At 68.9% G+C, this 12,812-nt stretch carries 8 protein-coding genes, 1 pseudogene and 1 riboswitch; of the genes and pseudogenes, 4 read left to right on the forward strand and 5 right to left on the reverse strand.

From position 1 onward, the window contains the following. Positions 1–414: 414 nt before the first annotated feature. Positions 415–790, reverse strand: a pseudogene (locus tag D7I43_RS31365) (peptidase M23); the annotation flags it as partial. A 597-nt stretch (positions 791–1,387) separates the two neighbouring features. Between D7I43_RS31365 and D7I43_RS31370 the strand changes: the two are divergent. From D7I43_RS31370 to nicT, 3 genes are all read left to right on the forward strand, one after another. Continuing rightward, positions 1,388–2,764 carry a YibE/F family protein gene (locus D7I43_RS31370; RefSeq protein WP_120332184.1) on the forward strand — a complete coding sequence of 459 codons (1,377 nt, stop codon included), beginning with the start codon at positions 1,388–1,390 and terminating at the stop codon, positions 2,762–2,764. A gap of 151 nt (positions 2,765–2,915) precedes the next feature. Next, positions 2,916–3,045, forward strand: a riboswitch (cyclic di-AMP (ydaO/yuaA leader). 34 nt (positions 3,046–3,079) lie between these two features. After that, on the forward strand, positions 3,080–3,508 hold the full coding sequence (locus tag D7I43_RS33955; RefSeq protein ID WP_240033304.1) for a hypothetical protein: 429 nt from the start codon (positions 3,080–3,082) through the stop codon (positions 3,506–3,508). 175 nt (positions 3,509–3,683) lie between these two features. Further along, a complete protein-coding gene (gene nicT, locus D7I43_RS31380; protein WP_204985327.1) occupies positions 3,684–4,817 on the forward strand; it encodes a Nickel transporter NicT in 1,134 nt (377 codons plus the stop codon). 894 nt (positions 4,818–5,711) lie between these two features. Here nicT and D7I43_RS31385 read toward each other — a convergent pair. Beyond that, a complete protein-coding gene (locus D7I43_RS31385; protein WP_240033305.1) occupies positions 5,712–7,706 on the reverse strand; it encodes a sulfatase-like hydrolase/transferase in 1,995 nt (664 codons plus the stop codon). 657 nt (positions 7,707–8,363) lie between these two features. Here D7I43_RS31385 and D7I43_RS31390 point away from each other — a divergent pair. Further along, entirely contained in the window at positions 8,364–8,714 is a 351-nt protein-coding gene (locus tag D7I43_RS31390; protein WP_120332186.1) for a hypothetical protein, read from the forward strand. A gap of 22 nt (positions 8,715–8,736) precedes the next feature. Here the strand turns inward: D7I43_RS31390 and D7I43_RS31395 are convergent, their stop codons facing one another. The 3 genes from D7I43_RS31395 to D7I43_RS31405 form a co-directional block, all read right to left on the reverse strand. Then, the gene (locus D7I43_RS31395) at positions 8,737–9,225 is read right to left on the reverse strand and encodes a hypothetical protein (protein ID WP_147427364.1); all 489 of its coding nucleotides are present in this window, start codon (positions 9,223–9,225) and stop codon (positions 8,737–8,739) included. A 1,090-nt stretch (positions 9,226–10,315) separates the two neighbouring features. Next, entirely contained in the window at positions 10,316–11,005 is a 690-nt protein-coding gene (locus tag D7I43_RS31400) for a DUF305 domain-containing protein (RefSeq protein ID WP_204985328.1), read from the reverse strand. An 821-nt stretch (positions 11,006–11,826) separates the two neighbouring features. Next, positions 11,827–12,303, reverse strand: coding sequence for a rhodanese-like domain-containing protein (locus tag D7I43_RS31405; protein WP_158610197.1), 477 nt, complete (start codon positions 12,301–12,303; stop codon positions 11,827–11,829). Between the last annotated feature and the right edge of the window lie 509 nt (positions 12,304–12,812).

Here is a 12,812-nt window from a genome sequence, read left to right on the forward strand (position 1 = left end):
GCCCGCATGGTCACGATCGACACCAGCCAACACGACACCGACCAGACCGACCCCACCCCGATCGCCGCATAACATCAAACCGGATCCCGCGATGGCCGTCTCCTACACCACCAGCGCGGACGCGACCCCCGCGACGGCGGCGACACACATCGCCGCCAGGAGCGGACCGGACGAGGCGATAGCGGCAAAGCGCTCGCCCATGTCAGTCCGCCCTCGGCGGCGTGACTTGCTGGTGCGGTCCGGGCATGACTGCCTCCCTCAGAATCAGCGGCGGGCAGCACGCAGTCTCTCACGCCCTACTACTTGCAGTAGTAGAAGGTCCGGAGGGCGTACACGGCCGGGAATCGTTGAGTGCATCCCGCGACTTCGGGACGGCCGGGGCCAGGGCTACCAGCCGAGCGGTGCGGCGCCGACTCAGGCGAGGACCGCGTTGACGACCTGGTCGGCTCGCCACTCATGCTGTGCGTAGGCCCCAAGGGAAAGCGGAGACCTGCACAGCCTGTGCCGCGAGAGTCAGCGGCATGTCCTGCCAGCCGGGGATCGCGAGCAGCGCGGTGAGGAACTGCCGGGTTGCGTACTCCGGCTTCATCAGATCCCGCACCGCTCCCCAGCCCGTGGTCGGGCGCTGCTGGAGCAGCCCGACCGAGTCGTGGTCCCAACCGACGGCGTGGTGCGGGTAGTTCTGCGACTCCGGCAGCACGCCGCTGGCGTAGTTGTAGAGGTTGCTCTCCTGCATCGCGGTAGCCACTCGCAATGACGAGCCATGGCCGGGCACGCCCATTTTCTTACCGGTGCGCAGCGGAGGCCAGGCGATCGCAACAGCCCGATGGGTCAGCTAGAGCCCGGCGACGATGAGCGCCGCGACCAGCGCCACAGCCAGTGCCCTGTATACATCCCGCTCCCGCTCCGCGTTGCCGTTGCCGTTGCCGCCTGGTGTGTGCTGCAGTCCCGGCCGACCCTGTTACCTGGGACATCTGCCCGGCATTCGTTCCCTTCGCGCGAGTCGTTCTCCCCGACTAGGACGGCTGGGACTCGGATTCACCGTCTGCTTGGTGAACGTCGTGCCCAGCCTGCGGCTGGCGGCTAAAGCAGTCACGAACCGTGACGGGGCTCTCGGGAGCTCATCGGCGAGGCTTTACTCTCGGGCCACCGGGGCGCGCAGCCCGGCCCCTCCACGGCACTCAACCACGACACCCTTCTACTATCACTGGATAGTAGAGGAGGCATCCGAGGCGACAGAGGGCCACAGGGTCGAAAAGCCATCACTCAGCCCGTCCGGGGCGAGCGGTCGGGTTGTTCCGCAGGATCGTGGTCTTTGAGCCTGCCAGTCGAAACGCCTACTTCGACGTTTGATTCTGTACCGCCAGTCTCCCGGGGAGATTAAGTCTTGGGCACCGATCACACCCGTCCCGCTCCGTCCGCCTCGCCGGGGGTGCGGCGGATCCTGGTCGCGGCGGTGGTGCCGCTCTTCGTGACCACCGTGATCGCGGCGGTGGTGCTCTGGCCCCGGCAGGACCGGGAGCCCGCGGACGGCCCAGCGCTGTCCCGCTACCAGGGCACGGTGACCCGGGTGGTGACCGAGCCGTGCCCGCCGACCCCGGAGACGCCAGAGGGCGGCCCGGGTCGGTCCGCCGGCCCGTGCGGGACGGTGACCGTGGCCGCCGAGCAGGGCCCGGACGCCGGCCGGCAGGTCGAGACGCCGGTACCCTCCGGCCCCGGCGCACCCCGGGTCGAGGTCGGCGACAAGGTGATCCTGGTCGAGCTGACCGACCCGGCCGACCCGGCCGTGAAGACCTACAACATCGCCGAGCACCAGCGCGGCACGCCGCTGGTCTGGCTGGCGGCGCTGTTCGCCGTGGCGATCGTGGCCTTCGGCCGCTGGCGCGGGCTGGCCGCGCTCGGTGGGCTGGTGGCGAGCTTCGCCATCCTGCTCGGTTTCGTGCTGCCCGGCATCGACGCCGGCCAGCCGCCGCTGCTCGTGGCGATCGTCGGCGCCGCGCTGATCATGTTCGTGGTGCTCTACCTCACCCACGGCATCACCGCCGAAACCTCGGTCGCCGTGCTCGGCACCCTCGGCAGCCTGGTGCTGACCGGGGTGCTCGGCACCCTGGCCACCGCCGCCACCCACCTGACCGGCTTCGGCAGCGAGGAGGCGACCACCCTGTCGATGCTCCAAGGCGACGTCGACCTGCACGGCCTGCTGCTGGCCGGCATCGTCATCGGCTCGCTCGGCGTGCTGGACGACGTGACGGTCACCCAGGCGGCCACGGTTACCGAACTGGCGCACGCCAACCCGGGGCTGTCCCGTCGGCACCTCTACCGGGCGGCCACCCGGGTTGGGCGGGCGCACATCGCGTCCACGGTCAACACCATCGTGCTGGCGTACGCGGGCGCCTCGCTGCCGCTGCTACTCCTGCTCGTGGCCGACTCACGACCCGTCAGCCAGATCCTCACCAGTGAGTTCATGGCCCAGGAGATCGTCCGCAGCGCGGTCGCCACGCTCGGCCTAATCGCCGCCGTACCCCTGACTACCGCACTGGCCGCCGTGGTCCGCACCGCCGGCAATGCCGCTCGAGTGCAAGACCGAGAGCAGGAGCCAGCTTCGCATGGGCCGCATGGAGTTGCAGTTGCGGCGGAGGGCCCGGGCAACGATGCGCTAGCTGCCCTCGGCGCTGGTGATACGGAGAGCGCTGGGGGACAAATCGAGGGGGTTCGGGCCAGGTGGCGCCACGACCTTGACCAACCGTGGGACGCCGAATGGTAGAGGCCCACGGAGCTGTGAGGGACGGCTGCCGGAACGACAGCGGCGCACAGTAATCCACTCCTAACAGCTTTTGTCGCCTTTCTCCTGTACAGGAAGGAGATACCCCTGCGGTGACCTCACTGCCGGTCACCGCCACAGGCGCGCACCGGCGCCAGCGGTCCCGCCCAATCGCCCGCGGGCGAGCCGGGGAACCAGGTAAATGGGGTGAATCCGCGCGAGCGGTAGGGCCACTTCCGTCCCGAACCCGGCAGCTTACCCGGTCGGCGGCCGACGGAAGGGAACACTGTGCCACCCCTACGCCGCTGGTTGACGCCTGTGGTGGCCGTTCTCGCTGCGCTCGCCATCGTCGCCGGGCCCACCCCGGCGACGGCCGCACCCACTACCCCCACCCCGTCCGGGCATGAGGAGGACAACGAACCAAAGCTCATCACCGACGTGATCGACGCCGCGAACCGCGGCTACGTCCAGGCCAAGGCGAAGTTGCACAAGTCAAGGAAACGGCAACTTCAACTGGCCCTCGAGGTGCGGACGGCGCAGGCCGACCTGGACGCCTTGGCCCCACAGGTCAGCCAGCTCGCCGCACAGTCCTGGCTCAGTTGCTGCTCCACCTCAGCAGGGCTCGGCTCGGCCAAAGCCCTTGGGGCCCCCCGGCGCCAACACGCTGAGAAGAACCGTGGTCAGCAGCAAGCTGACACGTGTCATCGACCCCCGGCCCTGATGCAGCATGCGGCCGCACTCCTCTAGTCAACGACAGGATGAGTGCTGTCAGGCTTGCGCCGGGGTGGCAGCGATAGACGCTACCGACGTCGGTTCGTCAGGTCTACTGTTGCACGCTCGTAGAACAGCCACGCAGCCCAGCCCCTGTTGTCGCCAGGGTCTTGCTACTGCAAGACTCTGGCGATAAGGAAAGGGACTGGGCATGGCAACTGTGGGGTCAGCCAACACCGCAGTGGAGGCGAAAAGCGGTCTTGACCAACGCGGGCGCGTCGGCCTGATCGGCATGGCAGCCTTCATCGCCGCACTACACCTCATCGGGTGGGGCGTGCTGCTGCTGGTTGTCGCACCGGCGCAATATCGTGTCGGTGCCACGGGCGTGTTCGGCGTCGGTCTGGGACTGACCGCCTACATGCTGGGCATGCGCCACGCGTTCGATGCCGATCACATCGCGGCGATCGACAACACCACCCGGAAGCTGATGGCCGAGGGCAAGCGACCGGTCTCCGTCGGGTTCTGGTTCTCGCTTGGGCACTCGAGCGTGGTGTTCGGCCTGTGTTTCCTGTTGTCTCTCGGTGTCAAGGCCCTCGCCGGCGAAGTAGCCGACGACTCGTCGACCTTGCAGCAGGTCACCGGCGTGATCGGCACGACCATCTCGGGCGTGTTCCTCTACCTGATCGGGATCATCAACCTGGTCGTCCTCGCCGGCATCGTGCAGGTGTTCCGCCGCATGCGCCACGGACAGTTTGATGAGGCCGAACTGGAGGAGCAGCTCAACAACCGGGGGTTCCTCAACCGCATACTGTCCGGAGTTACCCGCTCGGTCACGAAGTCCTGGCATATGTACCCGGTCGGCCTGCTCTTTGGCCTTGGCTTCGACACCGCCACCGAGGTCTCCCTACTCGTGCTCGCCGGCGGAGCCGCAGCGTTCAGCTTGCCCTGGTACGCCATCCTCACGCTGCCGATCCTGTTCGCCGCCGGCATGAGCCTGCTCGACACCATCGACGGCTGCTTCATGAACTTCGCCTATGGGTGGGCTTTCTCCAAGCCGGTCCGCAAGGTCTACTACAACATGATCATCACCGGCCTGTCTGTCGCTGTCGCCCTCATCATCGGCACCATTGAGCTGGCATCGATCCTGATCGGCAGGCTCGGCATCCGGCACGGTCCGCTCGCGGCCATCGGCCACGTCGACCTCAACAACGTGGGCTTCGTCATCGTCGGGCTCTTCATCGCCGCCTGGGTTGTAGCCCTGGCAGTGTGGCGCCTCGCTCGGATCGAGCAGCGCTGGGAACGCCACCAGATGGAGGCCACGGGGCCAACGACTGATACGACCTGACCTGAGAGCGCGCCGCTGATCGCGGTGTCGGGCGGCGCAGAGGCCAAGCGCAAGCCCGAGGGTTACAGCAGCAGTCGCGCGGTCAGGTCGGCGAATAGCCTTTCCGCCGGGTAGGCGGGGGCGGGGGTCGACACCCCCACGCCCCCGGTGCTCCCCTTCCCTGAGGAAGCGTTGCTAGTTGGCCCTATCCCGCCCAGGATTGCCATCGCTGTCGCCAGAAATCTTCACTGAACAGGAACCCGTGGTGGCTGGCGGAACGGCTTTGGCAGCTCGTAGCGTTTTCGACCGCACAAAGTGAGATTGGCGCAGGCGGCAATTGGAATGGGTGCCAGCGGACCCCCTCGGCGGAGAGCATGGAGTCCCGGTTGACCCCTCCGGTTGGCACCGACCGCGGTGGTAAACACCTTGACCGGTAACAGTGAAGCCGCTGCCGTTCCTCAGGGGAGGCCTCGACGAGGAACGGACGGGTGCCTCGCGGCGCCGCCGGGCATTGGACCACCTCGGTAAACCGTCGGCGGGCCGTCTCCAGTTCTGCGACCGTGCCGTACTCGGCCAGCAGGTTCGCCTCTCGGCCCGGATAAACCTTGGCCGTCTTCGCAGTGTTCGCCAAGCCCCCTTGGCCTGCAGTTCGGCGGGCCCGCAGGTGCAGACTGCAGACACATCGACGATCATGCCCCGGTCGCCGTAGCCCGCGCGGCGCCTTCGAAGCGATGGCGACTGTCGCCGCATCGTAGGCTCCGAGGCCGATCCGAGCGAAGACCCAGGTCGTGCAGGCCTGGACGCCTGGAGGTCTTCGCTCGGCTGACCCTGCCCACCCACCACATCCAGGTCGTCCCCACATGCGGGGTTTCCGTCATCACGCATCGCCCAGGCGCCGCTGTACCCGGCGGCCGGTCAGGACAGGGTCAGCGGGCGCAGCCCACCGTCCGCGCCCACCCGGTAAAGCTCCAGGCGGTTGGGTCCGGCGGTGAAGAGCCGGTCGTCGGGCAGGAACGCGGCGAACCTCCGACCACCCTTGTCCGGCCGCACGACCGGCACGACCGCGCCGACCGTGCCGTTGACAGCGACTGCGAGTCTCGTGCCGTCAGGTACCGAGGCGGGCACGGTGCCCCAAACCAGTGCGGGCAGCTCACCGCGCGCCGGGTCGACGGCGCGGAACGCAGCAAGGTTGGCAACGGTGGCCATACCCCCGGCTGGCCCCTCCCTGACCCGGGTGCCGATCAGCGGGTCGGGGGCGGGCGGGGCCGGTGGGGCCGGCACCGCGCCGGTGATCGGCACCGGTTCGCCCGGGCGGTCGTAGAAGACCTTGGCGCCGTCCCCGCGCGGGGCCTGCTTCGCCGACCGGCCGTCCATCCGCCACGGGATCCGCACGTGCGTCTCGTCGGCGATGGTGGGCAGCAGGTCGACGTGCTGCCAGTTCCGGTCGTCCACGCGGCCGCTGCGCTGGCCGGGCTCCTTGACGAACAGGGGCACCCAGGAGACCTGGTCGGAGGCGTGGGTGATGGCGTCCAGCCCCCGGCCCTGCCAGTCCTTCCGGAAGCTCACCCCGTGGTCGGCGGTGACCAGCACGAGCGCCTGGTCGTAGAGGCCGGTGGCGCGCAGCGTGCGCAGCGTCTCGCCGATCAGCCGGTCGGTGTAGCTGAGCTGGGCCAGGTGCCGGGCCCGCGCCAGGTCCACCCACCCGGCGCCGTCGTTGGGTAGGTCCTCCGGGGCGGCGTAGCGCGCCCCGGACGGCAGGTAGACCCAGGGCGAGTGCGGCATCAGCAGGTGCAGGAAATGCAGGGTGGGCCGGTTCGCGGGGCGCAGACCGGCCAGGAACGTGGTGAACCGGGCCGGCTGGTTGTCGTCGAGGGTGTCCCAGCGGAACTTCGGGTCGTCCGGCACCGGCTCGGCCGCGTCCAGCCCCGCCTCGGCCCGGGTCTGCTCCCGGTAGGAGTCCTCCGGGTCGATCCGGCTGTCCACCGGGGCGGTGACCTGGCGCAGCAGCTTCCCACTCTCCCGGACCAGCACGCCGAGCCCCTGCTCCGGGCTGACCGGCTGCTCGCAGCGGCTGGGCGGGCAGAGCCGGGTGATGCTCTCCTCGGCCTTGATGTCGTAGAGGCCGCCGAGCGCGGTGAACAGGTTGTCCGGGTACCGCGAGTAGTGCGGCGCGACCGGCTTCGCCGGATAGCGGCCGGTGAGCATGGCCGGCAGCGCGTAGGGGGTCCACCCGCTGACACCGGTGGCGTCGCGGTACCAGGTCGAGCCGGCGGCCAACTCGGCGAAGTGCGGGTACCGGGCGGCGTCGATTCTCCGGTCCGGACCGAGCAGCGAGACCAGCGGCAGCTCGTCAAGGACGATCATGACGACCGGCGGGTGGGCGCCCGCGCCGGCCACCCCGGCGGCGCCGCCGTGCCCCTGGGGCAGCACCACCGCCGAGGCCGGCGAGGCGAAGACGAACAGGCCGACGAAGACCAGCGGACCCACCGCGGCCACCCGCAGCACCCGGCCCAGGGCCCGCCACCGCCGGTGAGCGGCCGCCGCCACGCCGCCGGCCACGCCCGCCACGAGCAGCAGGGGTACGCCCCGCAGCGGCGTGAGGTGCCGGCCGACCTGGACGGCGAGCGCGGCCAGCAGCAGCCCCACGACCAGCGTGTGCAGGGCCGCCCGGACCGGCCGGCCGGCGACCAGGCCGATCGCGCCGACCAGGGCGAACGGCACGGTCGGCGCGATCGCGATCAGGGCCACCAGGAGCAGCACGTCGGCCCGGGGGGCGCGGTGGAACAGGAAGAAGTCCGGACTGCGGCCGAGCACGTCCAGTAGCGGCTGGGTGACCACCAGCCCGACCAGCGCCACCACCTCCAGCAGCCGGCCGGCCTCGCCCCGCCAGGCGCTGCCCTTCCCACGCACCGGTGCGGCCGGCCGTACCTCGGGCGGCGCGAGGACTCGCTCAGCCACCCAGCACCACCTGGTAGAACTTGACGGCCATCGCCGCTCTGGCCGCACCGCCGACCACCGCCTGCATGTGGCTGCTGGGTCCCGGAGCCATGTAGGCCACGGTCACGGTCTCCCCTCCCTTCCCCAACCGTCGATGACGATCGGGCTGATTCAAGTCTCTTCTTCCATTTAGGCCATATCTGTCCCCTAACGTACTTTGCCGGGCCGGTTCGTGAAGGCCACACGGTCACTCCGCTTCCATCCGTTCAAGAGGCGGGCGCGCCCCCACCGGGCATGCCGTGACCGGGCGCTTCGATCTCGTCGGCATGATCGCCCTCGACATGGCCGCGTGTGCGCCAGCGGTACGGGGTTTCGCCCCGCTCAGGGCCAACCGACCAATGACGGAGGTGACTGCCGCGACGCTCAAGACGAAGACAATGATCGGCGTGACTCTGGCCCTCGTCGGCGACTGCCTCCCTACACAATGGGCATCAGCGGACCGCCCGGACGAGCGGCTGACCATGAGCATGTATGCCCAGTGGGACTTCCATCCGGCTAGCCTGGCGCAGGCCCGCCCGGCAGCCCAGCAAAACCTGCTGGCCGAGGTTGCCTCCGCGCAGCACCAGGCGCGTGGCGATCCGCGTCGTCCATTCGTACAAGGGCACGGCGAAACAGGGCGAGCAGCTTGTCCTGTTCCAGATCGGCGGTGTCGTCAGCACGGCGGAAGCCGGCGACACCCCTCCGCGCATGGTCCTCGAGCGCGACCCGCTCTACACCAAGGGCCAGCAGTACCTGCTGATGTTCACGTGGGGTCCGCAGGGCACGCTACGCGTCGTCTCGCCTGCAGGCCGCTACGGCGTCGTTCGCAGTGGCGCCCTGACCCCCATGACGCTCCGCGGCCGACGAGGTCAGGCGGTAAGAAGCTTGCCGGTCTCAGTCTCTGATTCCGCTCGGATGTCTGGCGAGGCCGCGCCTCGCTAGGCATCCACCCTTGTGTCAACGCTCAGCGGCCCGCGAACGGCGGGCCGAGCAAACCGGCGAGCAACCGCATGCCGGCGTCAGCTCCCACGTAGAGCACGATGAGCCGCTGTGCGCGATAGAAGTGCGGCGGCGCGACCCAGGCGATCTTGGACGTCCATGGGTCGCCGTTCGGGTCGATCTGCTCCGCGTCCTGCGTCGCCGCCGCCGCCGTGTCGTACTCGTAGGACTCGATCGTTGCCGGGCTGGCCAACCCGGCGCCGGAGAGGCGCAGCTGCGTACCGTTCACGCTGAGGAAAGGCTGCTCGACGGCACCGCCGACCTCGACTGTCACCGTCCGCTGCCGCAGGTTGTCCACGAGGCTCGCCTGGTCGTCCACCACCCCGCCATGGGTGCTGGCGCGGGTCGTGGCAGACACCAACCCGCGCGAAGGGCCAGCCGGCGCCGGCTGCGCACAGCCTGCAACGGCTCCACCCAGCAGCAACACCGCACCGATCGCGACGACTGACCGCATCAGACCTCTCCTTTCGGGCACCGCCAGCCTGTATGACCTGATCGAGGCGACGACGGTTCCGAGACGGCCGGAAACGTTCCTCGCACTGCCCTACCGCTCGCTCGCGATCACGACGCCGAGGAGCTCGCAGGCAGACGCGCATTTTCCGGCAGCTGGGGACGGGGTCGGACAGACGTGTGGTGAGGCGTGGCAGCCCGGCGCGAAGTGGTACGACCGGGCTTCGCGAACGACTCTGCATTCCGTTCCAACGTCAAGCCGCTGCTCGACCAACGCGACGTTCGGCTGTCCTCGATGCCGGTCCGGCGCTGATCACGGCTGTTCGATGCCGGTGCTCACGCTCTGCATCCTCGACACTTCCGAGCGCTGCGGCCCCCGGAAATGTCATACCGGTCAGTCAGGGCCGCCGACGGCCGGCTCAGCTGGTCAGGGGGACCGACACCTGCTGGCCGACGCCGATCGTCAGCGGCGGCTGGCCCGCTACGTGGACGGTGACCGGTGCCGCGTTGCAGGGTGAGGCGGTGAGGGCGAGGGCGCCGCGAGTGGCCGTGACGTGTAGCTCGTGGCCGCGCCGAGATGGATGCCCTCCCGTGTGGTGCCGCCTTGGGTGTCGCGGATGTCGGCCGCCAACGCGTCGGTGAAGCTGCCGAAGGAGGCCTTCCGGTGTCGCCCATGACGGCCGCTGACATGCGTTCCAGGCGGCCAGGCCCTCCTCAAGCCGTCGAATGCCGGCCGTGCGCGACCAACGACGACCAATGGTGACAACGTTCTGCCAGGCGTGGCCGGCGCGATGACCCGGCCGGCGGAGCCCCTCTTACCTGTAGTGGTGAACTGCCTGCCGTCTACGTGCGATGGGCGGCAGCGACGCGCGCTCGGCGATCACAGCCAGCTCGGTCGGCGAAGTGCTGCGGTGCCTGTTCACGCACCGGGCTGCTGAACCGCCCTGGTGCTGGTACAGATTCCAGCAGACCAGGGCGGTTCGCAGAAGGCCTCACGTGTACGCCAGCCTTTCAAATTGCCTGAGGCGGCTGGCCTTGAGGGTGTCGACTTAGCTTCGTCTATCCCGCTTCCGCCGCCTGGCCTGCAAGCCAGGTCACTTTCGGCCGGACAGCCAGGTGCGGAAGTCGGCCACCTGTGACTCCTGGTTGACGATCCCGCTTGTCGCGGCGACGCGGAGCTGCGCGTGCGGGGCGCGGGACTGGGGCTCGAGAAACTCGATGATGCCGGCCTGGTGGTGGGGGATCATCCGCTTGACGAACGCGACGTCGAACCGCGGCCCTTCGGGCGTCTCCCGTAGTTCCTCGATCATCTGCTCCGTCTCGCGTTCCAAGGCCGCCATCTCGCGTTGCGCCTCTTCGGGGGCCTCGTCCGCCGCTTCCTCCGGCGTCAGCCCATACCATTCATCGAGCCAGCGGGTGAACTGCTCGATCTGGTGCCGTTGGTTGGCGATGATGTTTTCGGCCTGGGTTCGGATGTTGGGGCTCTCGCCCCGTTCGAGTTCGAGCTCCGACATCACGATCGCCGCTTGATGATGCGGAATGATCTCCGCCAAGAAGGTGATCTCCAGCTCCCTGCCCTCCAACCTTGCCAGAGTCTCGCCGAACTCGTACGCCGTCGGCGATGTCCGCATCGGCGTGGCATGCACCGGCGCACGACGTTCATCCTGGACCTTGGACGGGCCTCCGTTGTCCGTCCAAGGTCGTGCCGCTTGGGCGGCAGCGGGACCGGACAGCAGGACGCCGATCGCAGTGGCGGCGGCGCCGTACTTGAACCCCTTTTTCATGACTAGCCCTCCAAAGGAAGCCGACAGACGCGGTAGTCCCGCGCGCCCTCCCGACACGTTATGAAGGGGATTCGCCTACAATGAAGTCTATTGGTATTCCGTCTACTATCGGGTGATAGTAGGGCAAAGCTGCTCGCCGGGGCAGTAGGCGCCATCTGCGGCTGATGTCCGGCGAGTGTGCGGCGGCGGGTTGGAGACGCAGCCACGCACGGCGTGCGGCGAAGGGCTCACCTTCCGCAACCTGCCCCCGCGCAGCCGGTCAACCAACGTCCGCGCACGGCAGGTCGGCGGCCAGTGAGAGCGATCGCCAGAGGCGGCCATCTACCGCCTCGCTGAGTGGCCAGGGCCTCGCCGTGGACGGCTAGACATCTTCCCGCTGATCATGACGATACGCAGGTCAGCGAGGGTCCGCGGCGGATGTTCCGGCCGGGGATCCCCGGTGGCCCGAGACGTGCGAACCTGCTCGACCGGTACCGCACGTTCACCGAGCTGGAGACGTCCTGCCGCCACTTCACCGTCGAGGTCAACGCCAGGATCCACCGCGACACCGCCGCCCACCTGCCGGGTCCTGTTGGAGGAACGCGTCCCGCTGCACCCACTGTCGGCGCAGCCGCTCACTGTCGCGTCGGCACCGGCCCAACGACTCGTCGCCCGGGCGATGACCCCTGCCGCTGTGCCTCATTCCATGGCCCGACCCCTCTCTGCTGATTCCTGCGATGCTCGAATCGGGCACCTTCACCGAGTTGGCGCGCCGCGGTCGGTGCGGCGCTGATCGGAGAGCCTGGTTGGGCTCCGGTGTGGCGACGGCCAAAGATGATCTCTCAGCGGTTGACGATCGCGCGTCCCGCGGACTCCCAGGCGCGCATGCCGCCGTCGAGGTCGGCCACGTTCTGGTATCCCTTCGACTGCAGCGTCCGCCGAGCCTGGTCGGACATCGAGCCGGACCGGCAGTACAGGAAGATCTTGGTGGTCCGGTCCGCCGGAAGCCGCGGGTCGTCGGCGATGCGGTCGAAGGCGATGAACAGGTCGGTCCCTTCGAGTTCACCCTCGTACGGCGTGTGCACATTGATCACCACACTGTCGCGGTTGGCCATCCGAGCCGCAAACTCCTCGACACCCAGACGGGCCACTGGCTCCTGTTGGGCGATGGCGGTGCGCTCGACGCGGTCGTCCATGCCCGGGCTGCCCACCGCCAGGTAACCGGCGACCAGCCCGGCCAGTGCCACTACCAAGATCGCGATCGGCCACAAACGCGCAGGCGAACGGTTCGCCGGCTCCTCGCTTGCGCTGGTCTGCATCTCGCCAGGGTACGCCGGCGCCAAGGCCAGCCGAGGCTGCTCCAGCGACAGGCCTGCATGTCGTCGTGGCGGCAGCCGGAGTTGCTCCCTGTGGTTGCCTGGCATCTCGGCACTTGCCTTGATCGGCGGCCGGGATGTCGTCACGACCAGGACCGCGGCCGTAAGGCCGGGACCGATCCCAAGGACGGCCAATGAGGCACCACCGCCGAGCAACCGAGTGGCCTGGGCCTCGTGGCATCGGCGATTGACCAGTCGCGGAGCGGAGCGCGATGGGCCGAGGGAGCCGAGTGCTCGTCCGGACGGAGTCCGAGGTTCTCTTCAGCCTCGTCACCCGCAACGCCCGACCAGCCCCGGGTAAGCGGGCGCCGGCCGACGCCGTTTGCGCCCGTTACCTTTTTGATCGTCCCCAGCCGGGGACTGCTCGGTCGCCCGGCCCGGTATGACTTACTGCCCCTGTCGTACGGATGATCCGGGGGGTGTTGTCGCCGGGTCGGGTGGCGTCGACGGAC

The organism is Micromonospora globbae (assembly GCF_003610785.1).
GTDB lineage: Bacteria > Actinomycetota > Actinomycetes > Mycobacteriales > Micromonosporaceae > Micromonospora > Micromonospora globbae.